This window comes from Mycobacterium branderi (assembly GCF_010728725.1).
Taxonomy (GTDB): domain Bacteria; phylum Actinomycetota; class Actinomycetes; order Mycobacteriales; family Mycobacteriaceae; genus Mycobacterium; species Mycobacterium branderi.
Window position 1 is genome coordinate 832,947 of record NZ_AP022606.1, and the last position, 23,897, is coordinate 856,843.

General features: G+C 67.6%; 26 protein-coding genes. 7 read left to right on the plus strand and 19 right to left on the minus strand.

The annotated features are described in order from the left end of the window. Window positions 1–4: 4 nt before the first annotated feature. The 5 genes from G6N47_RS04500 to G6N47_RS04520 all read right to left on the minus strand — a co-directional run bounded on the left by G6N47_RS04500 (window position 5) and on the right by G6N47_RS04520 (window position 5,348). Complete coding sequence (locus G6N47_RS04500; RefSeq protein ID WP_083130367.1) at window positions 5–778, minus strand: class I SAM-dependent methyltransferase; 774 nt, start codon at window positions 776–778, stop codon at window positions 5–7. Beyond that, window positions 775–1,734, minus strand: a complete 960-nt coding sequence (locus tag G6N47_RS04505; RefSeq protein WP_083130368.1) for an SAM-dependent methyltransferase — start codon at window positions 1,732–1,734, stop codon at window positions 775–777. Before G6N47_RS04505 ends, G6N47_RS04500 begins: the two co-directional genes overlap by 4 nt. Continuing rightward, window positions 1,731–3,533 carry an SDR family oxidoreductase gene (locus G6N47_RS04510; protein WP_083130369.1) on the minus strand — a complete coding sequence of 601 codons (1,803 nt, stop codon included), beginning with the start codon at window positions 3,531–3,533 and terminating at the stop codon, window positions 1,731–1,733. The genes G6N47_RS04505 and G6N47_RS04510 overlap by 4 nt, the downstream gene beginning before the upstream one ends. Window positions 3,534–3,753: 220 nt before the next feature. Beyond that, entirely contained in the window at window positions 3,754–4,668 is a 915-nt protein-coding gene (locus G6N47_RS04515) for an oxygenase MpaB family protein (protein ID WP_083130370.1), read from the minus strand. Between the two features lie 50 nt (window positions 4,669–4,718). Beyond that, window positions 4,719–5,348 (minus strand): TetR/AcrR family transcriptional regulator, encoded by a 630-nt coding sequence (locus G6N47_RS04520; RefSeq protein ID WP_083130371.1) that lies wholly within the window; start codon window positions 5,346–5,348, stop codon window positions 4,719–4,721. Between the two features lie 70 nt (window positions 5,349–5,418). Between G6N47_RS04520 and G6N47_RS04525 the strand changes: the two genes are divergently transcribed. Further along, window positions 5,419–6,408 (plus strand): oxygenase MpaB family protein, encoded by a 990-nt coding sequence (locus G6N47_RS04525; protein ID WP_139799348.1) that lies wholly within the window; start codon window positions 5,419–5,421, stop codon window positions 6,406–6,408. Window positions 6,409–6,423: 15 nt separating this feature from the next. On the opposite strand, the gene regX is transcribed toward G6N47_RS04525, so the two are convergent. The 6 genes from regX to G6N47_RS04555 form a co-directional block, all read right to left on the minus strand. Beyond that, window positions 6,424–7,107: a two-component sensory transduction protein RegX gene (gene regX / locus G6N47_RS04530; RefSeq protein ID WP_083130373.1), complete on the minus strand. Its 684-nt coding sequence runs from the start codon at window positions 7,105–7,107 to the stop codon at window positions 6,424–6,426. Then, complete coding sequence (locus tag G6N47_RS04535) at window positions 7,104–8,330, minus strand: sensor histidine kinase (protein WP_083130374.1); 1,227 nt, start codon at window positions 8,328–8,330, stop codon at window positions 7,104–7,106. The genes regX and G6N47_RS04535 overlap by 4 nt, the downstream gene beginning before the upstream one ends. 132 nt (window positions 8,331–8,462) lie before the next feature. Next, the gene (locus G6N47_RS04540; RefSeq protein WP_083130375.1) at window positions 8,463–9,203 is read right to left on the minus strand and encodes a phosphoglyceromutase; all 741 of its coding nucleotides are present in this window, start codon (window positions 9,201–9,203) and stop codon (window positions 8,463–8,465) included. Between the two features lie 61 nt (window positions 9,204–9,264). Then, window positions 9,265–9,777 (minus strand): type III secretion system chaperone family protein, encoded by a 513-nt coding sequence (locus tag G6N47_RS04545; RefSeq protein WP_083130376.1) that lies wholly within the window; start codon window positions 9,775–9,777, stop codon window positions 9,265–9,267. A 52-nt stretch (window positions 9,778–9,829) separates the two neighbouring features. Continuing rightward, entirely contained in the window at window positions 9,830–11,116 is a 1,287-nt protein-coding gene (gene mshA, locus G6N47_RS04550) for a D-inositol-3-phosphate glycosyltransferase (RefSeq protein ID WP_139799349.1), read from the minus strand. A gap of 35 nt (window positions 11,117–11,151) precedes the next feature. Further along, window positions 11,152–12,447, minus strand: a complete 1,296-nt coding sequence (locus G6N47_RS04555) for an ROK family transcriptional regulator (protein WP_083130377.1) — start codon at window positions 12,445–12,447, stop codon at window positions 11,152–11,154. Between the two features lie 195 nt (window positions 12,448–12,642). Between G6N47_RS04555 and G6N47_RS04560 the strand changes: the two genes are divergently transcribed. Continuing rightward, on the plus strand, window positions 12,643–13,383 hold the full coding sequence (locus G6N47_RS04560; RefSeq protein ID WP_083130378.1) for an SDR family NAD(P)-dependent oxidoreductase: 741 nt from the start codon (window positions 12,643–12,645) through the stop codon (window positions 13,381–13,383). Here the strand turns inward: G6N47_RS04560 and G6N47_RS04565 are convergent. Next, window positions 13,358–14,602, minus strand: coding sequence for a L,D-transpeptidase (locus tag G6N47_RS04565; protein ID WP_083130543.1), 1,245 nt, complete (start codon window positions 14,600–14,602; stop codon window positions 13,358–13,360). The genes G6N47_RS04560 and G6N47_RS04565 overlap by 26 nt on opposite strands. A gap of 113 nt (window positions 14,603–14,715) precedes the next feature. Further along, complete coding sequence (locus tag G6N47_RS04570; protein ID WP_083130379.1) at window positions 14,716–15,780, minus strand: UDP-N-acetylmuramate dehydrogenase; 1,065 nt, start codon at window positions 15,778–15,780, stop codon at window positions 14,716–14,718. 26 nt (window positions 15,781–15,806) lie between these two features. Between G6N47_RS04570 and G6N47_RS04575 the strand changes: the two genes are divergently transcribed. Genes G6N47_RS04575 through G6N47_RS04590 form a run of 4 tightly spaced genes read left to right on the plus strand, consistent with a single transcriptional unit; the run spans window position 15,807 to window position 19,185 of the window. Beyond that, on the plus strand, window positions 15,807–16,319 hold the full coding sequence (locus G6N47_RS04575) for a DUF2505 domain-containing protein (RefSeq protein WP_083130380.1): 513 nt from the start codon (window positions 15,807–15,809) through the stop codon (window positions 16,317–16,319). A gap of 21 nt (window positions 16,320–16,340) precedes the next feature. Beyond that, on the plus strand, window positions 16,341–17,159 hold the full coding sequence (locus G6N47_RS04580; protein WP_083130381.1) for a carbon-nitrogen hydrolase family protein: 819 nt from the start codon (window positions 16,341–16,343) through the stop codon (window positions 17,157–17,159). Further along, a complete protein-coding gene (locus G6N47_RS04585; protein ID WP_083130382.1) occupies window positions 17,156–18,055 on the plus strand; it encodes an LmeA family phospholipid-binding protein in 900 nt (299 codons plus the stop codon). The genes G6N47_RS04580 and G6N47_RS04585 overlap by 4 nt, the downstream gene beginning before the upstream one ends. Before the next feature lie 44 nt (window positions 18,056–18,099). Then, the gene (locus G6N47_RS04590) at window positions 18,100–19,185 is read left to right on the plus strand and encodes an LmeA family phospholipid-binding protein (protein WP_083130383.1); all 1,086 of its coding nucleotides are present in this window, start codon (window positions 18,100–18,102) and stop codon (window positions 19,183–19,185) included. On the opposite strand, the gene deoC is transcribed toward G6N47_RS04590, so the two are convergent. The 6 genes from deoC to G6N47_RS04620 form a co-directional block, all read right to left on the minus strand. Beyond that, a complete protein-coding gene (gene deoC, locus G6N47_RS04595) occupies window positions 19,158–19,844 on the minus strand; it encodes a deoxyribose-phosphate aldolase (protein WP_083130384.1) in 687 nt (228 codons plus the stop codon). The genes G6N47_RS04590 and deoC overlap by 28 nt on opposite strands. Next, window positions 19,844–20,236, minus strand: a complete 393-nt coding sequence (locus tag G6N47_RS04600; RefSeq protein ID WP_083130385.1) for a DUF2599 domain-containing protein — start codon at window positions 20,234–20,236, stop codon at window positions 19,844–19,846. The genes deoC and G6N47_RS04600 overlap by 1 nt, the downstream gene beginning before the upstream one ends. Before the next feature lie 4 nt (window positions 20,237–20,240). Next, on the minus strand, window positions 20,241–20,513 hold the full coding sequence (locus G6N47_RS04605) for a DUF2516 family protein (protein WP_372517501.1): 273 nt from the start codon (window positions 20,511–20,513) through the stop codon (window positions 20,241–20,243). A gap of 84 nt (window positions 20,514–20,597) precedes the next feature. Continuing rightward, window positions 20,598–21,203 carry a heparin-binding hemagglutinin HbhA gene (gene hbhA, locus G6N47_RS04610; protein ID WP_083130386.1) on the minus strand — a complete coding sequence of 202 codons (606 nt, stop codon included), beginning with the start codon at window positions 21,201–21,203 and terminating at the stop codon, window positions 20,598–20,600. Between the two features lie 64 nt (window positions 21,204–21,267). Continuing rightward, window positions 21,268–21,654: a helix-turn-helix domain-containing protein gene (locus tag G6N47_RS04615; RefSeq protein WP_083130387.1), complete on the minus strand. Its 387-nt coding sequence runs from the start codon at window positions 21,652–21,654 to the stop codon at window positions 21,268–21,270. A gap of 85 nt (window positions 21,655–21,739) precedes the next feature. Beyond that, the gene (locus G6N47_RS04620) at window positions 21,740–23,023 is read right to left on the minus strand and encodes a DUF445 domain-containing protein (protein WP_083130545.1); all 1,284 of its coding nucleotides are present in this window, start codon (window positions 23,021–23,023) and stop codon (window positions 21,740–21,742) included. A gap of 171 nt (window positions 23,024–23,194) precedes the next feature. Between G6N47_RS04620 and G6N47_RS04625 the strand changes: the two genes are divergently transcribed. Then, entirely contained in the window at window positions 23,195–23,896 is a 702-nt protein-coding gene (locus G6N47_RS04625; protein ID WP_083130388.1) for a TetR/AcrR family transcriptional regulator, read from the plus strand. Window position 23,897 lies beyond the last annotated feature (1 nt).

Here is a 23,897-nt window from a genome sequence, read left to right on the forward strand (position 1 = left end):
GGATTTAGCGCTTCTCCTTTGTTGCGACAATGGTCTGCGACAGACCGGCGATGTGCTGTTCGATGCCGGTGAAGCCGATGTCACCGAGAAATCCGGTGACTTCCTCGCGGCCGAACCATCGAACGCCGCTGACGGCATTCAGCGCGGCTGCGCGAACTGCGTTGTGGCGCCGGCCAGGCACCAGGCTGGTCAGGAGCACCACGCGCCCACCGGGTTTGAGCACGCGGGCAAGTTCGCGGATCGCCTGGAACGGCTCGTTGATCAGATACAGCGCGGCAAGGCAGCTGGCCGCGTCGGCCACGCCGTCAGCGAACGGCAAGTGCTCGGCATCACCGCGCACATACGCGACGCACGAACCGGAGTTGTCGACGACGGCACGCCGCAGCATCGCATGCGATGCGTCCAGTCCGACGGCAAGGCCCTGCGGGGCTACCTGCTCGCCGAACCACCCGGTGAAGTTGCCCGGACCGCAACCGATGTCGAGAACGACAGAGCCCGACTTGAGTCCCAGCCAGCTCGACATCCGCCGCCGGTCTTCCTCACGGCCGGGCGCCTTCGGCCCGCCTGCCAACTTGAGACCGATCGGTCGGCCGACCTGGTACCCGGCGGAGTACACCCGAGTACGCATGAGGCGCCGCGGGATGCTGCGTACCGGCGGACCGCTATCGCCGAGGAGGTCGTAATAGCCGTCGCGCGCGGAGCGGATCCGCTTTAACTGCCCAGGTTCCAACAACCCCAGCACGCGGCCCGTGGCCCCGTGTTGTGCGGTGAACGTCATCGCTTCTTAGCCTTCTGCGCGACCGCGATGATGTAATCCGACTGCAACGCCGTCAGCCGAAAACCCAGCGGGGTAAAGGAATACCGGATAGCCGGATTGACATGCCGCATGTCGGGATCGCTGAGCCGCTTGCGCAGGTATCTCGCGAGTGGTGGGTAGACGTCGTCGGTGATCGGCCGCGTCACCGCCTCGGCAAATCCGACGTCGAGCAGCAAGTCCCGGTACCCGGCGAGGTCTACCGCGGCTCGCACCGCGCGTCGCGCCGCCTTTCGCCAGCCGCGCCGCGCGACCTCGCGGCGGGCCCACGCATTCACAATGGTACGTTTCGGAACGATGTCGGCCGTGACCAATCGACCGCCGGGCTTGAGCACCCGCAGGGCTTCGGTGAAGAAATCGACACGCGACGGGAAATGAAAGGCGGATTCGAGCGCCACCACCTTGGTGCACGATTTGTCGTCGAGCGGCAGATCGGTGGCCGACGCGTTGACGTAGTCGATCCTGTGCGACAACCCGGCATCGGCCACCCGGCGCGTGGCGATGCTGATCTGCTCGGTGGCCAGGTTTATCCCGGTGATGTGCTTGGGTCCAAACTCGTTGACCCACAAGATGTCTTGGTCACCATAGCCCGGGCCGCAGTCGACAACGACATCCGACGACTTGAATTCGGCGCTCTGCGCGACGAGTCGCGCCAGGTCTCGGCTTGCCTCGTCCAGCGTTGCGGGTTTGTTTCGCCAGTACCCGAAGTTGATGAACAGTGATTCCTCGCCGAACAGGTTCTGGGTGCCGACGATGTCGTAGATCTGGCCGGTCTTGGGACCCTCCGAGCGCGACAGCGCCACGCCCGCCATCTGCCTCCACTCGTCGGCCCAGCGACGTAGACGATCACCGGTCGACTCGTCCTGGATGTGACGCGGAACTGTGACCACGGCGCTCCTATCCCTGGCTTTTTCGGTCATCGCGTGAGCGCAACCGATTTGGCGCTTAGCCGCCCGAGGGTCGGGGCCAGCCTGTTGAGGTGGTAGGAGATACGCGCCTCCGATGTCACCGGGACCACCTGCTTGTTCGTCTTGACGGCCTTGACGATCCGTTTGGCGACTTTGTCGGCGCTGTAATGGCGCAACCGGTAGGCGCGGTCGACCATCGCGATTTTTCGTGCGGCTTGCTCGTCGGACAGTCCGGACACGACTGTGTTGCGAATGATGTTGGTGTGCACCACACCTGGGCAGATGGTGCTGACGTTGACGCCCGACGGGGCGAGCTCGGCACGCAGGCAGTCGGAAAACATGAACACGCCCGACTTGCTTGTCGCGTAGGCGCTGAGTCCTTGTTGCGGCGAGTACGCGGCCATGCTCGACACGTTGACGATGTGTCCGCCCAGTCCCTGGCGTGCCATGCTCGGCGCGAATGCGCGACATCCGTTGACGACTCCGTACAGATTGACGTCAAGCACCCGGCGAAACTCCGCAGACGGCGTGGCCAGGAACCGGCCGGCCTGACCGACGCCGGCGTTGTTGACGAGTACATCCGGCACGCCGTGCGCGGCAAGGACTTCGCCGGCATGGGCCGTGACGGCGTCCTCGTCGGAGACATCGAGACGATAGGCGTGCGCGGTGCCGCCCTTCTCGGCGATCAGTGCGGCGGTCTCTTTCGCCGACGACAGATTGATGTCGGAGAGCACGATCTCGGCGCCTTCCCGCGCAAACGCCAGCGCGGTCGCTCGCCCGATTCCGCTGCCGGCGCCGGTGATCACCACCAGCTGATCCTCGAATGGCAGCCGCCGCCTTCCCATCTCGGCGCGACGCAAGCCGCGTGCCGGTGGCAGGCCCGAGGTCGCATCGATCAACTCGATCGTCGCGGTGGCGAGCAACTCCGGATGGGAGAAGGCCAGCCAGTGCCCACCTTTGACCACGCGCTGCCATACCGTCGGCGCCCAATTCGGTTCATCGGCAAAGCTTCCCCGGCGAACCGCCGGATCGCGGGTTCCGACGATCACTTGAACCGGGACCTGCGTGAAGCGCTCGGCGGGCTTCAGGTGGGAGAACAGGTTCGCTCGATAGATCCGCAGCCCGTTGCCGATGTCCTTGTCGAAGCTAGGCCCGAGGAAAATCTGCTCGGGATTTGTGCGTTCGGCTCGAGAAAGCCAGCGGCGCCAGCGGTCTCGTTTTGCCACCAGTCGCAGTGTGGCCTTGGGAAGCCAGGGCAGCATCAGGAAAAGCATGTAAGTGAACGACCCGACCTGAGCGAGGACAAGAGCGAGATTCTTTGGCGTCGGCCGCTTTAACCGGTTGCGTGCCCACATCACCAGATGCGCCACGTTGGGACCGGCCACCGACGTGAACGACGCGATGCGGTGCTGGGCGGAGTTGTCACACACCAGTTCCCACATCGCGACACTGCCCCAGTCGTGGGCGAGCACGTGGACCGGCTTGTCCGGGCTGACCGCCTCGATCACCGCTAGGTAGTCACTGGCCAGCGCACCCAGCGTGAAGTCCCGGTAGCTGCGCGGATTGGTCGAGTTGCCGTGTCCGCGATTGTCGACGGTGACTACCCGGAAGCGGTCGCTCAGCAGCGGTACCACGCCGTCCCACATGTGGTGCGAATCCGGCCAGCCGTGCAGCAGCAACACCGTCTCACCGGTTGGGTTGCCCTGCTCGTAGACGGCGATCTCAACGGCGCCGTTACGGACCATGCGAGAGCTCGGGGCTTCAGGTGCCACCGCAGCCGGCTGGCCGGTCGTCGTCAATGTTGAGTCCATTCCGATGCTCCGTCCGGCAGGGCCGACAAATACCTGCGTGACACGTCAGTCCGCATTACTACCGGTATCGTGTACCGCCTGTTCTAGGAATGTCAAGAGTCTCCACCACGAGCGATGCCATGCCCATCGGCGGGTCGTTGAAGATGGCGTTGATGACGCCTCTATGGCCGAGGCCGACGGCCGTCGATCAGGCGATGCATGCCCGATTCGTTGACGCGATCTAGAAGCGCTTCGGCAGTTTTCCTGATTCGCGCAGCCAGCCCTTGCGCGCGGTGTAGTGCCATTTCAGCGACGCCGGCACAAACGGCCAACCCGCGCGGATCGTGTTGCGCGCTGCGTGATAGGCGCGTTCGTCGTAACGGGTCCAGCGGATCCGGAACCTCTCGCGCACGCCGGCAGGCAGCCCGCCGAAGATCACCAGCCGCATCGGCGGCGCCAGCGCGGCACGCACCGGCCAGGCCGGAAGCAATCTGTTGGCGATGGGCTTGAGCGCGGGCGGGGCGGGGAAAAACGGCGACGAGCTCATGTCCGGAATGGCTGTGCGGTTGATGAACTCGATGAGGTAGTCAGAGGCGGGGTTCGGTTGCAGGACTTGTTCGCAGTAGTGCACCCATTGCGCGTCGAACTCGGCGCGGTCGGCCGGCAGCACCGATTCGGTCATCCCGTACTGGCGATACCACTCGCAACCTTCCCGGTAGAGCCGGTCGCGCTCGGTGTCGGTTAGGCGGTGGGTGTCCCAATGCTCGGCGACGCGCTCCACCATCCGCTGAAAGGTGGCATGCGCCCACCAGTAGGTCTCGGGATTAAGCGCGTGATAGCGCGTGCCGTCCGGCTGGACACCCTTGATGGCACGGTGGTAGTCGCGGACTTGCCGGCCGGTGGTCTCGGCCTGCGGACCGTTGTAGACAGTACCGAGAATCCCTGGCAGAGAACGGAATACCCGATCGACGGGGTCGTCGAAGAAGTTGGAGTGTTCGATGAGCGCATACCCGATTGCGGGGTGCATGGTCTGCAGCAGGCCCGCGGTGCCGCCCTCGAAGGCGATCCGCATGTCACCGGCCCACCGCCAGATCAGCGAGTCGGGCCCGAGCCGCAAGCGTTGGCCGTTCAGCCGGGAATTCCCTTGGCCGTCCATGATTCACCTACAGGCGAAGCTACTGTTGACAACGAACGATGTCAACGACGCTATCCGTTGAGCTGCGGCGGTGTGAGGCTGACGAGGCCGGAGGCCAATCGGGTGAGGGCGACCAGCGCGTCACGTTTGGCCAATTCGCGGTCGGGCGCATCGGCGATGAGCAAGGCGGCCTCGCACAGGCAACTGATCAGCATGCTGGCGGTCATTGCAAGCGGCACATCGTGCAACTCCCCGCGATCGCGCAACGCCGACAGCAGGCGCTGTAGCGGCGGGATCAGCAGTTCCTCGTCGATGCGCCGATAGAGCCGGCTGGTCAGCACCGCAGGGGCTTGTTTGAGCAGCTCTCGATAGTCGCGGTCGTCGACGATGGTGGTCAGATAGTTCTCCATGAGCCGTTGACTGACCGCCCAACCGGGCGCGGCGCCGGCAGTGATTTGCTCGGTCGACTCCTCGATGATCGCGGCCAGCCGCGCAATGCGCGCGCGAAACAACCGCTCGAACACCGAACGCTTGTCCGGAAAGTGGTGGTAGAAGGCGCCTTTGGTAACTGATGCCTGGGCCGCGATGTCGTCGACGCTGGCGCAGTCGAAACCGCGGCTGACGAACAGCTCACCCGCGGCGCGGAGCAGCATGTCGCGCGTCTGGGCGGTATAGGCGGCACGCCGACTCTGGACAACCATGGGAACCAACAGTACCGTACCCTGAGTACGTTACCTACTCTGAGTATGTGGAGTCGCAGTGGCGCCAGCAGTGACAGACGCAATCGTCGTCCGTCTTTTCGGCAAGAGAGGGCGGCGCGCAGTCGAGATAGCCGAAGCCCCGCGACTCGATGATGGCTACTTCGGACCCGGCTCAATCAGTTGGGAGGTGTGGGCCAATCCGGCGATCTTGGCCATGGCCGGCATTCTGGGGTCGATCGTGGCGGTGCTCGACCCTGTCGGCGCCGCCGGTGTGAGTCAGCACAGCAGCTACCCTTCCGATCCGCTGGGCCGGGTACAGCGAAGCAACGCCTACTTCGTCGGCGCCGTGTTCGGTGATTCCGCGACCGCCGACAAAGTCGGGCGGGATCTGTTCCGTCGGCACTCGCACGTCAACGGCGTCGAACCCACCACGGGCAAGGCCTACCGCGCCAATGAGCTCGAGTACCTGATCTACACCTACGTCACCGGCTGGCCGTGCCTGTGGGACATCTACAAGGCGTTCAGCGGAAAGAAGTTGACCGAGGACGACGAGCGTGCCTTCTACGCCGAGAACAACATCGTCGGCGAGTTACTCGGCATCCCATCTGGGATGCTGCCGCGCACGCCGGAAGAGGTGGAAGCCTATGTCCGCGACGCCGAGAACAACAAGATGGCGCTAACGCCGGCCGCGCAGGAGTTGATCGACTTTTTCTTGCACCCACCGTTTACCCCGGCATGGCCAATGGCGGTCGCCAGCCCGTTCCTGCGGGTGGTCACCTGGGCAGCGCTCTCCCAAATGCGTCCCGGCGCACGCGAAGTCACCGGCATTCCTGCTATGCCGATCCGGACAGCGTTCGCCAAGGCCGCCCTGCGGATCGCGGTGCAGGCAGTCAAACTACCGATAATCGACCGCCTTATCGCCCTCGGCGGATTCGAGGCCTGGGGCTACCGGCACAACGCTTTTCGGCATACACCCGGCACCGGACGGGTGCCGTTCACGCACGATCCCGGTTTGCGGTTGCAGCAAGGCAAAGGCGGCACTTTGCCAGCCCCGACGTAGTGTTGGCGCTGCCGACTAGCCCTCCAGCTTGTAGCCCAGGCCGCGCACGGTCACCAGGTGCACCGGGTTGGCCGGATCGGCTTCGATCTTGGAGCGGAGCCGCTTGACGTGCACGTCGAGGGTCTTGGTGTCGCCGACGTAGTCGGCGCCCCACACCCGATCGATGAGCTGTCCGCGGGTTAGCACTCGGCCGCTGTTGCGCATCAGGTACTCGAGCAGGTCGAATTCCTTGAGCGGCAATGTGATCTGCTCACCGTTGACCGACACCACGTGGCGCTCGACGTCCATGCGCACCGGCCCGGACTCCAGCACTCCGTCGGCGGCCTCAGAATCGTCGTCGCCGCCACGGCGCAGCACCGCCCGGATCCGGGCGATCAGCTCCCGCGCGGAATACGGCTTGGTCACATAGTCATCGGCGCCCAACTCCAGGCCGACCACCTTGTCGATTTCGCTGTCGCGGGCAGTCACCATGATCACCGGCACGCTCGAGCGCGCACGCAACTGCTTGCACACGTCGGTGCCGGACATTCCCGGCAGCATCAGGTCCAGCAGCACGATATCCGCACCGGCACGGTCGAATTCGGCCAGCGCCGACGGCCCGTCGGTCACCACCGTGGCCTCGAAGCCTTCCTTGCGTAACAGGAACGCCAGCGGATCGGCCAGCGACTCCTCGTCTTCCACGATCAGCACACTGGTCATCGATGTAGTTCTTCCTCTCGTTGGGCTCTTTTGGTCCGAGTTTGGAGTACCGGCGGTTTGTCAGGCTGCTGACCGCTGTCGTGATAGGCCGGGATCGACAGCGTGAACGTCGAGCCGGTACCCGGCTGGCTCCACAATCCGATGCTGCCGTTGTGGTTTGCCACGACGTGCTTGACGATCGCCAGTCCAAGTCCGGTGCCGCCGGTGGCCCGCGAGCGCGCCTTGTCGCCGCGGTAGAACCGTTCGAAGACCCGCTCCTGGTCTTTGCGCGGAATACCGATACCCCGGTCGGTGACGGCGATTTCGACGAAGGCACCTCGACGTCGACGGCTGATCGACACCAGGGATCCGCGCGGCGAGTAGGCGATGGCATTGGACACCAGGTTGGCCAGCGCGGTGATCAGCAGGGCCTGGTCTCCCAACACCCGCAGGCCGCTCGGCGCGTCCGTGCGAACGTCGATATCGGCATTCTCGGCCGCCACCTTGTGACGTGAAATCGCCTCGGAGACAACGGTGTCCACGTCGACGGCACCGAGATCGGGCAGCCGCTCGGCGCCCTGCAGCCGGGACAACTCGATCAGCTCACCGACCATGTCACCCAGCCGCTTGGCCTCGACGAGCACCCTTTCACCGAACCGCCGCACCGTCTCCGGGTCGTCCGCGGAGGCCAGCAGCGCCTCGGCAAGTACGGCCATCGCGCCGACGGGGGTCTTGAGTTCGTGGCTGACGTTGGCGACGAAGTCGCGCCTTGCCGCTTCCATGCGGGCGTACTCGGACTGGTCGTAGACGAACACCACTGCAAAGCGGCGGTCCTCTTCGCTCAGCAGCCTCGCCTGCCCATGCACGGACAGGTCGGAGCGGCCCGGCCCGGTGCGCTTACTCGGCAGCAGGTCGAACTCGACGTCCTGTCCGCTGGCGAGCGTGCGCCGCGCCGCATCCCACGCCTCGTCGTCGAGCAGGCGGTCGCGCACCAGCCCCAGTTCCCTGGCCCGGTCGTTCAGATACACCACGTCGCGGTGGCTGTCGACCACCGCGGTGCCCACCGGGGTCAGTGCGACGATTCGCTGCAGCATTTGCGCGACGGTGATGCCGGCCCATTCGGCCGCCACCCGTTGCCGTCGCTCGACGACCCGCGGCGCCAGTCGGGTGCCGACGGCGATCCCCGTGGCCAACGCCAAGAGAATCGATACCCCGGCCAGCGACAGCGCCGAGAACACAGTCACATAAAAATCCTACAAATCCACATGAACTTCACCCCAGCAGCGCAAGGCCAAAACCGGACATGTCACACCCTGCGGCGAAGGTGTTCGACCGTCGTTCATGTGTTGTTTGCCAAACGAGCGCCAAAACCGGCGTCAGCGCGTTCCCTGGCTGGCGACCGCGGCGGCGCCGGCGGCGGCAGCCTCCGGGTCCAGGTAGGTGCCGCCGGTGACCGTGGGCCGCAGGTCGGCGTCCAGGTCGTAACGCAGCGGGATCCCGGTGGGAATGTTGAGCCCGACGACCTCCTCGTCGGACATGCCGTCGAGGTACTTGACCAGCGCCCGCAGCGAGTTGCCGTGCGCCGCGATCAGCACTGTTTTGCCGGAGCGCAGGTCCGGGACGACGACGTCGGTGAAATACGGCAGGAACCGGGCCACCACGTCGGCCAGGCACTCGGTCAACGGGCCGCCGCCGATGTTGGCGTAGCGCGGGTCGGTGTCCTGGCTGAACTGGCTGCCCCTCTCGATCGGCGGCGGCGGCGTGTCGTAGCTGCGGCGCCACGCCATGAACTGCTCGTCGCCGTAGCGGGCCTTGGTTTCGGCCTTGTCCAGGCCCTGCAATGCGCCGTAGTGACGTTCGTTGAGCCGCCAGCTGCGCCGCACCGGAATCCAGTGCCGGTCCGCGACGTCCAGTGCCAGATTCGCGGTGGTGATGGCCCGTCGCAGCAGCGAGGTGTAGACCACGTCGGGCAGCAGGTCGTGTTCGACCATCAGCTCGCCGCTGCGGACCGCCTCGGCGCGGCCCTTGTCGGTCAGGTCGACGTCGACCCAGCCGGTGAACAGATTCAGTGCGTTCCATTCGCTCTCGCCGTGGCGAAGCAACACCAACGTGGCCATGCAGGGAAGTCTGTCAGGTGTCATTGCCCGGCTCCTCCTCGGGCGGTTCCCGCCCGCATCGTCAACCGGGCGCCTCGTCGTCGTCGATCAAATGCGCGAACGCCTCCAGGTTCTTCAGCGACTCGCCGCGGGACACCCGCCACTCCCACTCTTTTTGGATCGACGAGCGAAAACCCAACTCCAGCAACGTATTAAAGTCCGAATCCACCGCCTCGAGCACCTGGCCGAGCACCCGGTCGATCTCGGCGGCGCTCACCGATGCCAGCGACATCCGGCCCACCAGGTAGATGTCGCCGACGTTGTCGAGCGTGTACGCGACGCCGTAGAGGCGGCGGTTGCGTCGCAGAAGAAACCGGTAGACGCCTTCGTGGTTCTCGTCGGGCTTGCGGCACACGAACGCCTCGACGCGCACCGAGTGCTCGCCGATGCTCAGGATGGTGTTGGTCTTGAGTTTGCGTTCACCGGGCAGCTCCACGACCACCCCGGGCGAGCCGCCGTGCGCACCCTCGTGCCGCGAGTAGGTCAGCTTGCTGGCCTCGAGAGCGTCCTCGATCACCTTCTGCACGTCAGTCATGCGCGCCACTCCTCGATCCCGGCTTCGCCGGCATCATCGTCGTCGGCGCGAGTCATGCGCGCATCAACTCGCGCACCGGACCACGGGAAGCGAACTCACCGATCGCGCGACGGTAGCTGGCCAGCAGCGCGTCGACGGTGTTGTCCCACGAGAACGTCGCGGCATGCTCGACTGCGGAGCGGCTCATGGCACCGTCGAGCCGCAGCACCTTGTCGATGGCGTCGGCCCACCTGTCCACGTCGTGCCCGGACACCAGGGTGCCGCTGACCCCGTCGCGCACCGCCACCGGCAGCCCGCCGACGGCGGCGGCCACCACCGGCGTGCCGCAGGCTTGTGCCTCCACCGCGACCAGGCCGAACGACTCCGAATAACTGGGCACCCCCACCACATCGGCAGCCTGGAACAACCTGGCCAGCTCGGACCGCGCCAAAGGCGGCAGGAACGTCACCCGGTCGCTGATACCCAGATCGTCGGCCAGCCGAACCAGCCCGTCCGGTGCGGCCAACCCGCTGCCCGACGGCCCGCCGGCCACCACGATGTGCACCCGCGGCAGTTTGGCGGCGGCGCGCAGCAGAATGTCGGGCGCCTTGAGCGGCTGGATCCGGCCGACGAAGGCCACCACGTGCGCATCGAGCGGCAACCCCAGCGCGGCGCGCGCGGCGCGGCGGTCCCCCGGCCGGAACACGTCCAGGTCCACCCCGGGATGCGCCACGTCGATCCGCGCGGGATCGGCGTTGTGCAGCGAAACCAGTTGTGCCGCTTCCTCTTCGGTGTTGACAATCAGCCGGTCCGCCTCGTCGACGACCTGCTGCTCGCCGACCGTGCGCAGCGGCGGCTCGGGAGCGTCCCCGTCGGCCAGCGCCGCGTTCTTGACCGCGGCCAGGGTGTGCGCGGTGTGCACCAGCGGCACCGCCCAACGGTCCCGGGCCAGCCAGCCGACCTGACCGGACAGCCAGTAGTGCGAGTGCACGATGTCGTAGTAGCCCGGCTCGTGGGCGGCCTCGGCGCGCAGCACCCCGGCCGCGAACGCGCACAGCTGGGTGGGCAGGTCGTATTTGTCCAGGCCTTCGAACGGCCCGGCCACCACGTTGCGCACCAGCACGCCGGGCGCCACCACCACGACCGGCGGATCGGTGGACGCGGTGGCCCGGGTGAAGATCTCCACCGCAACACCGCGGCGGGCCAGATGCAGCGCGCTTTGCAGCACGTAGACGTTCATTCCGCCGGCGTCCCCGGTGCCCGGCTGGGCCAGCGGCGAGGTGTGCACCGATAGCACCGCCACCCGGCGGGGATCGGTCAGGTCGGAGACGTCCAGCCGGGGCAGCGCGTTATGTGGCACACCGCCATCTTTGCAGCACTGCCCGACGGGCCACGTCAGGCGGACGATTCGGCGGCTGCAACCCGCAACGCCGGGCCCTGGGCGCGCCGCATTGCGCCGAGCGGGTCGGCGTACAGCCCGCCCAGCGACACGATGCCGGCCCCGGCCTCCTGCACCCGGTTGCCGAACGCCGTCACCCGGATGTCTCGTCGCGGCAGCACCGAGCGCGCGGCGAATGCCGTCTCGACGTGCGCCATTCCCTCCGGGTACTCGGTGAACGCCTGCCCGCCGACCACCAGGTCGTCGGGGTTGAGCAGGTCACGCAGCAGCGCGACCGCTTCGCCGAGCACCCGGGCCCGCTCGGCCAGCAGCTCTGCGGCCTGCTGGTTGCCGGCCCGCGCCGCCTTGATGAGCTCCGTGATGCCCGAGCCGTTGCGCGCCGGCGTTCGCGCACCGGGCAGCAGACCGAGCCGTCGGGCCGCGGCCAGCACGGCCTCGTCGCTGACCGTGGACTCCAGTTGCCCGGAGCCGCCGAGCAGCTCCGATGTGGCGGGCAAGTTCGCGATGGTGCCGGGGCCGCTGGCCGGGCTGTGCACCCGCCCGCCGATCATCAGCGCATACCCCACGGTCTCGCGGGCGTAGACGTAGAGGCTGGTCGACGGGTTCGGCGTGACGCGGCGCATCCCCAGCAGCAGCTCGGCCCCGGCCATCGCGTCGACGTGCGAGGCCACCGACACTGGCAGTCCCAGCGCCTCGGCCAGCACCGGGCCGACCGGCGCGTCGCGCCAGCCCAGCCGCGGGTGGTCGACGTGCCCGGTGGCGCCGTCGACGGCCCCGCCGATCGCGACCCCGACCCACAGCGGCCGCCGCCGGTGCCAGCGCCGCAGGTAGCGGCGGGCGCCGTCGGCCAGCGACGCCAGCGCGGACGCGTGCCCGCTCAGCGGTGTCGCGGTCTCGACGGCGTCCAGTGTGCGGCCGAAGAGGTCGGTGGCGACGATGCTGGTGGTTCGCGCCCCGATGTGGATGCCCAGGGTCAGGAATGGCTCGTGGTTGACCTCGACGGGCACCCGCGGGCGCCCGATGGCGCCGGCGACCGCGAGGTCCGCGCGCTCACGCAGCAGGCCGGCGTCCAGTAGCGCGATGACCTGCCGGTTGACCGTGGCGATGCTCAGCGAGGTGGCTTGAGCGATGACGTCGCGGCCGATCGGGCCGCGCAGCCGCACCGCCCGAAACACCGACGCCGCGGCGGCGTCGGAGAGCTGCAGTGACGGCGCCACGACGTGCCGCGCCCGCAGCGGGGTCTTGCGGGTGTGGGAGTGGCTGGTAACGGTACTGAGAGTGGTGGTGCGCACGGTGTGTGTCCTTGTCCGAGTTCCGATGGCGGGTCCTGGCCGCACGCCGGCTTCGGTAATTCGAAAAGGCCGGTCAGGCGCGGCAAAGTGCGCAGCGACAACATGCGCAGTCCGCAAACAGACACGCGGACGTCAGACCGAACACAGCGCTCGAGTACACACCAGGAATTTAGCACGGTTACTAAAGTGGTCCCGATGACGACTTCGAAGCGGGTCGCCGTGGTCACCGGCGCGAGCGCCGGTATCGGTGAAGCGACCGCGAGAACCCTTGCGGCCCAAGGCTTTCACGTGGTGGCAGTGGCACGGCGGGCCGACCGCGTCGAGAAGCTGGCCGGCGAGATCGGCGGCACCGCGGTAGTGGCCGACGTCACCGACGCCGCCGCGGTGGACGCGCTGGCCGCCGGGCTGGACCGGGTCGACGTGCTGGTCAACAACGCCGGCGGCGCCAAGGGCCTAGAGCCGGTGGCCGACGCCGACCTGGAGCATTGGCGCTGGATGTGGGAGACCAACGTGCTCGGCACGCTGCGGATGACCCGCGCGCTGCTGCCCAAGCTGATCGCATCCGGCGACGGGCTGATCGTCACGGTCACCTCGGTCGCCGCATTCGAGATTTACGACGGCGGCGCCGGCTACACGTCGGCCAAGCACGCGCAGGGTGCGCTGCACCGCACGCTGCGCGGCGAGCTGTTGGGAAAGCCGGTGCGGCTCACCGAGATTGCGCCCGGCGCCGTCGAAACGGAGTTCTCGCTGGTGCGCTTCGGCGGCGACCAGCAGCGCGCCGACGCCGTCTATGAAGGGATGACGCCGCTAGTGGCCGCCGACATCGCCGAGGTGATCGGGTTCGTGGCGTCCCGGCCGTCGCACGTCAACATCGACCAGATCGTGATCCGGCCGCGCGATCAGGCCACCGCTAGCCGCCGGGTCGGGCGCTCGTAGTCGGGGTGCCCGACAGCGACGGTGCATCCTTGGGCGTGGCCGGGGCGCTGCGCGGCAGCGACGCCGGCGACGGCTTGGACCCGTTGGCCGGCGGCAGCGCCGACATCGACACCCAGGTGTCCCAGTCCACGGCCCAGTCCCAGATGTCGCCGTCGGCGTAGGACAGCTCGATCCGGCTGCCGGTCACCTCGACCGGGTCGCCGTAGATAGCGCTGTTGAAGTACTGCTCGGCGTCGGCCGTCGACAGGTTGATGCAGCCGTTGGTGACGTTCGAATTGCCCTGTGCCCCAGCACTTGCCGGGTTGGCATGGATGAACTCACCGTTGTTGGAAATACGGACGGCCCAGCGCTCGTGGATGTTGCTGTATCCAGCGGCCGGGTTGGACATGTAGAAGTCCGAGTATTTCTCGCTGACCACGTGGATTCCGTTGCGGGTGACGTTGCGTGGCTTGTCGCCCTCGCCGTAGCTGCAGGGGAAGTCCATGATGACGCCCTCGTCGCGCACCACCTGGATGCGGTGCGACGAGATCTCGGCCTTGACCACCTGGCGCCGGCCGATCGAAAAGCTCAGGCTCATGTCCTGCTTGCCGTAGGCGCCGTCGCCGAACGCCAGCCCGTAGAGCTTGGCGTCGACGTTGACCTTGGTTCCCGCCGGGTAGTACTCGCGGGTGCGGTAGTGCACCCGCGCTCCCTGGGCCTCGTCGGGCAGCCAGGCCCAACTGCCCTCGACGGGCGGGTCGGTGGTGACCTTCAATGCACGCTCGACGGCGGCCTTGTCGGAAATCGGCGAGTCGAACTGGATGATGATCGGCGCGGCCACCCCGACCGTCTGGCCGTCGGTCAGCTGGAACCCGCCGTCGATCACCTTGGTGGGCGTGACGGTGGTGAGCTTGCCGGCCACCGGCATGGCCTTGCCGTCGTGGCCTACCACGGAGCCGCTCCAGGTGTAGGTGGCGTCGTAGCCGAGCGGCTCGGTGATCGTGTAGACCGTGCGGTCGCGGTTGAGCGCACCGGCCACCACCTTGCCGGCCGAATTCGTCAGCGCCACCTTCTGAAACCAGCCGTCGCGAACCTCGACACTGATCGGTGCGGTCGGCACCACGTCCTCGGCCTTGTCGGCCGGATGGAAGTTCAAAGTCGGCGCCGCCGGTGGTTTGGCCTTCTCGGCTTGCTTGCTTGATCCCCCGACACAAGCCGCCAGCACGTTCGGTGCGAACATCCCCACCACCAGCGTCGACAAGGCCCGGCGCCGGTTGATCGACGGCAGGTCGCGCGCTGTGTCCACGACAGACAAAGATACCGGCGAAAACGGCCCGCCCCGCGCACGCGCGGCTACAACGCGCAGCCGACCAGCACCGGTTCGGGTACGAGTGTGATGCCAAACACATCGCGGACGCCGTCGCGCACCGTGCGCGCCAGCGCCACCACGTCGGCGGCGGTGGCCGCACCGCGGTTGGTCAAAGCAAGCGCATGCTTGGTCGACAGTCGGCAGGGTGCGCTGTCGCTGTCGGGATAGCCCTTGCCGAAGCCCGCCTGCTCGACCAGCCAGCCGGCGGCCAGCTTGACACCATCGGGCGCGGGATAGTGCGGCACCGGCCGGTCGGCCTGATCCGCCAGTCGTTGGTAAACGTCTTGCGGCACAACAGGATTGGTGAAAAACGAGCCCACGCTCCAGGTGTCGTGGTCGGCGGCGTCGAGCACCATGCCCTTGCGGGCCCGCAGTGCCAGCACGGCCTTGCGCACCTGTGCCGGATCGGTACGCTGGCCCGCCCTCGCATTCAGCGCGGCGATCAGCTCGCCATAGCGCAGCGGCGCGCTGCGGCCCGAAGCGTCCAGCGCGAACTCCACTTCCAGAACGACGGCGTCGTGCGAATGCTTGAGCACGCTGGTGCGATAGCCGAACCCCAGTTCGTCGGGCGCCACCCAGCGCACGTCGCCGCTGCGGCGGTCCAACAACTGCACCCGAGTGATCGTGTCGGCCACCTCGGCGCCGTATGCGCCGACGTTCTGCACCGGGGTGGCGCCTGCCGAACCAGGGATGCCGGACATGCACTCCAGCCCGCCCAGGCCGGCGGCGACGGCGGTGGCTACGACGTCGTCCCACACCGCACCGGCCTGTGCGCGCAGCACGTTGCCCTCGATGCTGATGTCGCTGGTGGCCAGGCGCACCACGGTCAAGTCGGTCAACGTATCGGCGATCACCACGTTGGAACCGCCGGCCAACACCAGCAGCGGCCGGCAGTGCTCGGCGTCCAGCCGAGCCAGCGTGGCGACCACTTGTTCGGTGCTGGTGCAGGTGATCACGCGTTGCGCGACCGGTCCGACGCGCAAGGTGGTCAGCGGGGCCAACGGCACGTTTTCGGCGACGCGCGCACCCGCGAACAACGTTCCCGCCACGGGCGGTAACGGTAGCGTGACCTGCTATGCCGCGTTCATTCGACATGTCCACGGACTACGGGGCCACCGTCGAAGATGTGCTTCGGGCATTCGGCGACGAGAAGTACTGGCGGGCCCGACTGGCCGATTCCGGCGCCGACGACGCGACGCTGGACGTGCTGCGCCTCGACGACGACGGCGGTATCGACGTGGTCACCACCCAGGTGTTGCGCAGCGACCGGCTGCCGGCCGTGGTCACCCAGTTCCACCGCGGCGATCTGCGCATCCGGCGCGAGGAGAAATGGACCGCAATCAGTGATGGGATCGCCAATGCCACCGTCGCCGGAGCGATCGTCGACGCGCCGGCCTCGCTGACCGGGACCGCCGTGCTGGAGCCGATGGCCGAGACGGGCGGCGCCCGGCTGAAATTCCGGGCGACGGTCGAGGTCCGCATCCCGCTGGTCGGCGGCAAACTTGAGAACTTCATCGGAAGTCAGCTGGTCGAGCTGCTGATCGCCGAGCAGCGCTTCACCACCATGTGGATCAGCCAGACAGCCTAAGCCGGTTCTACGCTCGCAGGTATGCGGATTGCGGTGGCCCAGATCCTCAGCGGCACCGAGCCGGCGGAGAACCTGAACCTGGTGCGCGACTACACCAGCCGGGCCGCCGACGCCGGCGCGGCGCTGGTGGTGTTCCCCGAGGCGACGATGTGCCGGTTCGGGGTGCCGCTGGCGCCGATCGCCGAACCGGTCGACGGCCCGTGGGCCGACGGGGTGCGCCGCATCGCCGCCGACGCCGGAATCACCGTGATCGCCGGCATGTTCGCCCCGGCCGGCGAGGGACGAGTCACCAACACCCTGCTGGCCGCTGGCCCCGGCACCGACGCGCATTACGACAAGATCCACCTCTACGACGCGTTCGGGTTCACCGAGTCGCGCACGGTCGCGCCGGGCCGGGAGCCGGTGGTGATCACGGTCGACGGCGTCGGGGTCGGGTTGAGCACCTGCTACGACATCCGCTTTCCCGCGCTCTACACCACGCTGGCGCGCGGGGGCGCGCAACTGATCGCCGTCGCGGCGTCGTGGGGTGCCGGGCGCGGCAAGCTCGAGCAGTGGACGCTGCTGGCGCGGGCCCGCGCACTGGACTCCACGAGCTACATCGCGGCGGCCGGGCAGGCCGATCCCGGCCATCCGCCCAGCGGCTCGGGCGCCCCCACCGGGGTGGGCGGGAGCCTGGTGGTCTCGCCGTTCGGCGAGGTGGTGTCCTCAGCCGGCGCCGACCCGCAGCTGCTGGTCGCCGACATCGACCTCGACCAGGTCGCCGCGGCGCGAGACACCATCGCCGTGCTGCGCAACCAGGCCGACTTTCCCGACGTCGATAAGGCAGAATCGCCCAGGTGACGAACCCGCAGGGACCTCCACCCGACGACCCGTCGATTTGGGCTCGGCCGGGGAGCGAAGGTGCCGCGCAGCCGCATCCACCGTCGGAGCCGCCGCCGGGCGTCCAGGAGTACCCAGCTGAGGACGCCGCAACCGTGAAAATGCCTGGCAAAACCAAACGCCGGTTGTTCCGCGACCCGCTGTCGATGGTCCTGGTCGCGGTCATCGTGCTGTTGCTGTGCGCCGCCGGCGTCGTCGGCGGCGAACTGTATGCACGCCACCGCGCCGACAGTGTGGTGGCCGCGGCAACCGAATGCGTGGTGCAGGACAAGGCCAGCGTCTCGTTCGGCCCGTACCCGTTCCTGCTGCAGCACTTGGCCGGCGACTACCGCGACATCTCGATCAAGACCGCCGGCAACCAGATCCGCAGCGCCAAGGGAATGCGGGCCGACATCGAGATCAGCGAGGTCAACCTGCACGGCGACGCCAACTCCAAGGGCACGATCCGCGCGCTGGACGCCGCCATCACCTGGAGTTCGGAGGGCATCAAGGAAACGGTGGCCGATGCGGTCCCGTTCGTCGGCGGCCTGGTCAACAGCGTGACCACCAATCCGAGCGCCGGCACCATCGAGCTCAAGGGCGCGCTGGGCCTGGGCAGCGTCACCGTCAAGCCCGCCGTCGCCAACAACGGCCTGTCGCTGAAGGTCGTCACGGTCACCGCGATGGGCGCCCCGGTGCCGGCCGAGACCGCACAGGATGCGCTGGACGTCTTCACCTCGAGGCTGATCAACGACTACCCCCTGGGTATTCACGCCGATGCCGTGCAGGTCACCGATGATGGTGTGAAAGCGCACTTTTCGACGCGCAACGCCTCGATACCGCCCGGCCAGTCGGACCCGTGTTTCGCCAAGCTGTAACGGACTTTGGACGTCGCTTCGGTCGATAGGGCAAAATCGCGATAGTGACGACTCCGCAAGGGCCCTCTCGCGGCGACGGGTCGGAATGGGCCCGACCCTCAGGCCGCCCGCAGCAGACTCCTGGCCCGTCCCAATCACCGACCCAGCGGATCCCGCAGAGCGGCCGACCGCAGGATCCCCGCCGGCCCGCTCCGCCTCCGCCACCGCGCCAGCCCGGGCCGCCGCCACCGCCGCCGCGACAGGCCGGCCCGCCGCCGCATCGGCCGGCGCCGCCGCCTAACCCGCAGGCGCGTCAGCCCGGCCCGGGGCCCAGCGTCCAGGAGCAGGCCACCACTCGGATCTCGACACAGCCACAGTCGAAGGACACGCCGGTGCAAGCCCATCGCAGCTTCTTCCGCAACCCCACGTCGATCGCGCTGATCCTGGTCACCGTGTTGCTGCTGGTGATCGCGGGGCTGATCGGCGCGGAGCTCTACACCCGCCACACCGCCGACAGCAAGGTCGCCAGCGCGGTCGAATGCGAGGCGCAGGACAGCGCCACCGTGAAGTTCGCCGTGACCCCGCCTGTGCTGTGGCAATACATCACGGACCGCTACACCAACATCTCGGTGCAGACGGCCGGCAACCAGGTGCGCAGCGCCAAGGGCATGACGCTGAGCCTCGACATCCACGACGTCAACCTCAACGGCGGCAACAACTCCAAGGGCACGATCGGCTCGCTGAACGGCACCATCACCTGGACGTCGGCCGGTATCAAGCAATCGATCGAGGACGCCATCCCGGTGCTGGGCAGCTTTGTGGCCAGCAAGGTCACCACCAACTCCGCTGACGGGACCATCCAGTTGAAGGGCCTGCTGGACAGTGCCACCCTCAAGCCGCAGATCGTCAACAACGGGCTGTCGCTGAAGGTGGTCGACCTGAGCGCGCTGGGCTCGAAGATGTCGACGGACAAGGTGCAAAAGAACCTCGACGACCTCACCTCCAAGGCCACCCAGAACTATCCGCTGGGCATTCACGCCGACAGCGTCAAGGTCACCGATTCCGGTGTGCAGGCGACGTTTTCGACCCAGAACGCCACCATCCCGGAGTCGTCGCAGTCCAGTCAGGACTCCTGCTTCGACAACCTCTGACCCAGCCCGTCGAGCACCGCGCGGGTGCCGGACAACCCCAGCCGGGTGGCGCCGGCGTCGAGCATCGCGACGGCGTCGGCGGCGGTACGGATGCCGCCGCTGGCCTTGACGCCGAGCCGCCCGCCGACGGTTGCGGCCATCAGCGCGACGGCCGCCACCGAGGCCCCGCCGGCCGGATGAAATCCGGTGGAGGTCTTCACGAAGTCCGCGCCGGCGTCCTCGGCGGCGCGGCACACGCCAACCAGGACGTCTCCTGCCGGCAACAACACCGCGGACTCGACGATGACCTTGAGCACCGCGGTGGGCACGGCGGCGCGCACCGCCGCGATGTCGGACCGGACGGCGTCCAGCTCACCTGCGAGCGCGGCGCCCACGTCGATCACCATGTCGACCTCGTCCGCCCCGGATGCGACGGCCAGCGCCGCTTCACGCGCCTTCACCTCGGGCAGGTGCTTGCCCGACGGGAATCCCGCGACGGTGGCGATCCGCACACCCCCGGCTTTGGCCGCGACCGGCACCATCGACGGCGAGACGCACACGGCGTAGACGCCCAATTCGGCGCCTTCGGCGACGACGGCGGCCACGTCGGCGGCGGTGGCCTCGGGTTTGAGCAGAGTGTGGTCGACCAGCGCGGCGACCTGGTTTCGGGTCGGCGGCATCACATCTCGGCGCCGCCGGGGTTACAGCCCGACGCGAGCATCGTGGCGTCGTCGACGACGGGGCGCCACGGCTCGAGGTTCCAGCTGGTCTTGCCCGGTTCGGCGAATTCCGCCAGCTCCCAGTGACAGATGAACTGCGCGCGCATGCCGGGCGTGTCGGCGCCCGGCGCCTTGGCAAGCACCTCGTGCCAGGCCTCGTCGGCGTCGGCGGTGCCGGGCTGCCGGGCGGCTGCCCGCGCCGACGGAGTCGGAAACACCCGCAGGCTGGTTCCGTTAGCCCACTGCACCCATTCGGTGTGGTCGACAAACGGCGGCGTCGCCGTTTCCGCGGATGCGGCAGGGGCGGCCAGCAGCGCGAGAATCAGCGCCCCCGGCACAGCGAAAGCCCGCATACGGCTAGCGCGATTTGCCTTGAATCTCAAGGAGTTTGGGGCGCACGTCGACCAGGTAGAGGCCGGCCGCGCCGGCGGCGATCGCCATCCCGAGCACACCCAGCAACCAGGCGAGCGGCATGGCGACGCCCAAGATCACCAGCCAGATCGGTTTGGTCATTTTGTCGGCGGCGGTGTAGGCGTCCGGCGGCTGCATTGCCGCGTGCACGAACGCGTACAGCGTCGTCAGCAGCACGGCGATCAGCAGGTAGGTCAGGACGCTTTGCACAAGGCTCACCCTGTAAGGGTATGCGGGCGGCCGTAAAAACGTCGACTCCGAGTTGCCCGGCGGGGCAACTCGGAGTCGAGGTGGTAGTGCGGATTACTTCTGGGTGACCTTCTTGGCCGGCGACTTCTTGGCGGGCGACTTCTTGGCCGCGGCCTTGGCCGGGGTCTTCTTGGCCGCCGTCTTCTTGGCCGGGGCCTTCTTCGCCGGCGCCTTCTTGGCGGGCAGCTCGATGCCGACCAGCTTGGCGGCGCGCTCGCCGACCGCGCGGGTCTGCGACGCGACGGTGCCCAGCGCCTCCTGGGTCAACTCGACTGCCTGGTCGACGTAGCCCTCGGCGCGCGCCGACACGTCCTCGAAGCTCTGCCGGCTGCGCAACCGCTCCAGGGCGGCCTCGCCGCGCTCGACGAGCTCGTTGTAGCGGTTGGTGGCGGCCTCCAGGTAGCCCTCCGCGGCGGTCCGCAGCTCATCGGCGGTGAACCGCTCGCGCAGCTCACGCAGCTGCTCGGGCAGGTCCTCCTGCAGCTTGGTCAGCCGCGCACGGCTCTCCTCGACCCGGCTGCGGGTGTCGGTGCGGGTTTCTTCGGCGCGCTCACGCAGCTCGGCGAGCAGGTCGTTGACCGTGGCCAGCGCCAGGTCGGCGGCGCCGAGTGCGGCAAGCAACGGAGCCTTCAGGTCGTCAACGGTCGGGTTGTCGGCCATGGTGTGTGTTTCCTTTCGTGGATGGTTTCTCTAGCGGCGGTCGAACAGTCGGCGTACCCAACGCTTAGGCAGGCTCGTCACGCGCCGCTTCGTTCTGTTGAACGAAAGACGTGTAGATGTCGAGCAGAACCTGCTTCTGCCGCTCGGTGATCGCCATGTCGGTGACGATGGCGTCGCGGACCTCGCTAGTCGGGCTGGGTTCGAGGATCCCGGCCCGCACATAGAGAACTTCCGCCGAGACCCGCAGCGCCTTGGCGATCTGGTTGAGTACGTCAGCGGACGGTTTCCGCAATCCGCGTTCGATCTGGGACAGATACGGATTGCTGACACCGGCCTTTTCCGCCAACTGCCGCACCGACACCTGGGCCGCCTCACGCTGCGCCCTGATGAAACTGCCGATGTCTGACGCAGCGGTGGACACCACTGCAGCAAGCTTGTCGTCCTGCGGCATTGGTGCTCCTCGCGTCTGATCGTCGGTGCTGACGCGCACCACAGTACGACCAGGTGCTAACTATTGCAAGCACTGTTAGCACAGCTCAGAACATTAGCTGCGCCACCGTATAGATCACCAGGCCGGCCAGCGAGCCCACCACGGTGCCGTTGATCCGGATGAACTGCAGGTCCCGGCCGACATGCAACTCGATGCGACGGCTGGCCTCGGCGGCATCCCAGCGCTCGATGGTGTCGGTGATGATCGCGGTGATCTCAACGCCGTACTGCGACACCAGGTGCTGGGCCGCGCGCACGATCCAGTCGTCGACCTTGTCGCGCAAGTCGGCGTCGTCGCGCAGCGACTCACCGATCCGCACCACGGTGTCGGCGATGCGGGTGCGCAGGGCGCTGGACGGGTCGTCGACGCCCTCGAGAACCAGCCGTTTCAGGGTCTTCCAGGCCGTCGCTGCGGCGTTGGTGACCTCGTCGCGAGCCATCAGCTGCTCCTTGACGGCCTCGGCACGCGCGATCGTCGCCTCGTCGTGCTGCAGGTCGTCGGCGAACTCGAAGAGGAACCGGGTCGCCGAGCGGCGCAGCTCGTGGTCGGGGTTGCGCCGCACCTTGTCGGTGAAGTCCATCAGCTCGCGGTGGATACGGTCGCCGACCAGATGGTCGATGAACCGCGGCGACCAGCTCGGCGAGTCACGCTCGACCACCCGCTGAATGACCTCACCGGCGTTCAGCGACCACTGGAACGCCCGGTCGGCCAGCAACTGGATCAACGCCTCCTGCCGGTTCTCGGCCAGCAGGGTGGCCAGCACCCGGCCCACCGGCGGGCCCCACTTCGGCTCGGCGATGCGCCGGACGATCATCCGGTCGATGACATGCTGGACGTCCTCGTCGCGCAGCAGTTCCATCAGCACGCGCAGCACGGTCGCGGTCTCGGCGGCCACCCGCTGGGCGTGGGAGATTTCCGAAAGCCACTTGCCCAGCCGGCTCGGAATCTGCGCGTCCCGCAGCTTGGTCTCCACCACCGGCGGGGAGAGGAAGTTCTCCCGCACGAACGTGCCCAGGCCCTCCCCTAGCTGGTCTTTCTTGCGCTTGATGATCGCCGTGTGCGGGATCGGGATGCCGAGCGGATGCTTGAACAGCGCGGTGACGGCGAACCAGTCCGCCAGTGCGCCCACCATGCCCGCCTCGGCGGCCGCACCGACGTAGCCGACCCAGGCCGCCGCCCCGCCCCCGGACTGCGCCCAATGGCAGCCGAGAAAGATCCCGGTGGCGCCGACCAGGAAGCTCAGTGCCACCACCTTCATCCGGCGCAGGGCCCGGCGTCGTTCGGCGTCGGCCTGCGGATCGGCCGCGACGAACGATTCCGCCAGGGACATGGGGGCGGGCTGCGCTCGGATCGGCAGCCGCACCCGCGCCGCTGGATTGGCTCGATGTACCACTCCCCCATCATCCACTGTGAAAATGGGTAGTTACCTGTTACCGGCCCAGCTGCCAAGCCACCGGAGACCGTAATATCGAGAGCGTCTGATGAATGGGAATCCGTGACAGTGGCACAGCAGGTCCCGGCCGGCAACGTAAAGACCGATGGCCGCAAGCGACGTTGGCACCAGCACAAGGTGGAACGCCGCAATGAGCTGATCGACGGGACGATCGAAGCGATCCGACGGCGAGGTCGCTACGTCAGCATGGACGAGATCGCCAGCGAGATCGGGGTCTCCAAGACGGTTCTGTACCGCTACTTCGTCGACAAGAACGACCTGACGACCGCAGTGATGATGCGGTTTACCCAGCAAACACTGATCCCCAACATGGCGGCGGCGCTCTCCTCGAATCTGGACGGCTTCGACTTGGCCCGCGAAATCATCCGGGTTTACGTCGAGACCGTGGCGGCCGAACCCGAGCCGTACCGGTTCGTGATGGCCAACAGCTCGGCCAGCAAGAGCAAGGTCGTCGCGGACTCCGAGCGGATCATCGCCCGCATGATCGCGGTCATGCTGCGCCGCCGCATGCAGCAAGCCGGGATGGACACCGGCGGTGCCGAGCCCTGGGCCTACATGATTGTCGGCGGGGTGCAACTGGCCACCCACTCGTGGTTGCTGGAGCCCCGCATGACCGCAGACGAGCTGATCGACTACCTGACCATGCTCAGCTGGAGTGCGTTGTGCGGGATCGTCGAGGTCGGCGGATCGCTGGAGAAGTTCCGCGGCCAACCGCACCCGCCGCCGATCGTTCCGCCGCTACCACGCTAGG

What these genes read in the sequence shown, in the direction of transcription:
- G6N47_RS04500 (WP_083130367.1), bottom strand. Translation starts at nt 778, where the DNA reads ATGACGTTCACCGCACAACACGGGGCCACGGGCCGCGTGCTGGGGTTG.
- G6N47_RS04505 (WP_083130368.1), bottom strand. Translation starts at nt 1,734, where the DNA reads ATGACCGAAAAAGCCAGGGATAGGAGCGCCGTGGTCACAGTTCCGCGT.
- G6N47_RS04510 (WP_083130369.1), bottom strand. Translation starts at nt 3,533, where the DNA reads ATGGACTCAACATTGACGACGACCGGCCAGCCGGCTGCGGTGGCACCT.
- G6N47_RS04515 (WP_083130370.1), bottom strand. Translation starts at nt 4,668, where the DNA reads ATGGACGGCCAAGGGAATTCCCGGCTGAACGGCCAACGCTTGCGGCTC.
- G6N47_RS04520 (WP_083130371.1), bottom strand. Translation starts at nt 5,348, where the DNA reads ATGGTTGTCCAGAGTCGGCGTGCCGCCTATACCGCCCAGACGCGCGAC.
- regX (WP_083130373.1), bottom strand. Translation starts at nt 7,107, where the DNA reads ATGACCAGTGTGCTGATCGTGGAAGACGAGGAGTCGCTGGCCGATCCG.
- G6N47_RS04540 (WP_083130375.1), bottom strand. Translation starts at nt 9,203, where the DNA reads ATGGCCACGTTGGTGTTGCTTCGCCACGGCGAGAGCGAATGGAACGCA.
- G6N47_RS04545 (WP_083130376.1), bottom strand. Translation starts at nt 9,777, where the DNA reads ATGACTGACGTGCAGAAGGTGATCGAGGACGCTCTCGAGGCCAGCAAG.
- G6N47_RS04560 (WP_083130378.1), top strand. Translation starts at nt 12,643, where the DNA reads ATGACGACTTCGAAGCGGGTCGCCGTGGTCACCGGCGCGAGCGCCGGT.
- G6N47_RS04565 (WP_083130543.1), bottom strand. Translation starts at nt 14,602, where the DNA reads ATGTTCGCACCGAACGTGCTGGCGGCTTGTGTCGGGGGATCAAGCAAG.
- G6N47_RS04575 (WP_083130380.1), top strand. Translation starts at nt 15,807, where the DNA reads ATGCCGCGTTCATTCGACATGTCCACGGACTACGGGGCCACCGTCGAA.
- G6N47_RS04580 (WP_083130381.1), top strand. Translation starts at nt 16,341, where the DNA reads ATGCGGATTGCGGTGGCCCAGATCCTCAGCGGCACCGAGCCGGCGGAG.
- deoC (WP_083130384.1), bottom strand. Translation starts at nt 19,844, where the DNA reads ATGCCGCCGACCCGAAACCAGGTCGCCGCGCTGGTCGACCACACTCTG.
- G6N47_RS04600 (WP_083130385.1), bottom strand. Translation starts at nt 20,236, where the DNA reads ATGCGGGCTTTCGCTGTGCCGGGGGCGCTGATTCTCGCGCTGCTGGCC.
- hbhA (WP_083130386.1), bottom strand. Translation starts at nt 21,203, where the DNA reads ATGGCCGACAACCCGACCGTTGACGACCTGAAGGCTCCGTTGCTTGCC.
- G6N47_RS04615 (WP_083130387.1), bottom strand. Translation starts at nt 21,654, where the DNA reads ATGCCGCAGGACGACAAGCTTGCTGCAGTGGTGTCCACCGCTGCGTCA.
- G6N47_RS04620 (WP_083130545.1), bottom strand. Translation starts at nt 23,023, where the DNA reads ATGTCCCTGGCGGAATCGTTCGTCGCGGCCGATCCGCAGGCCGACGCC.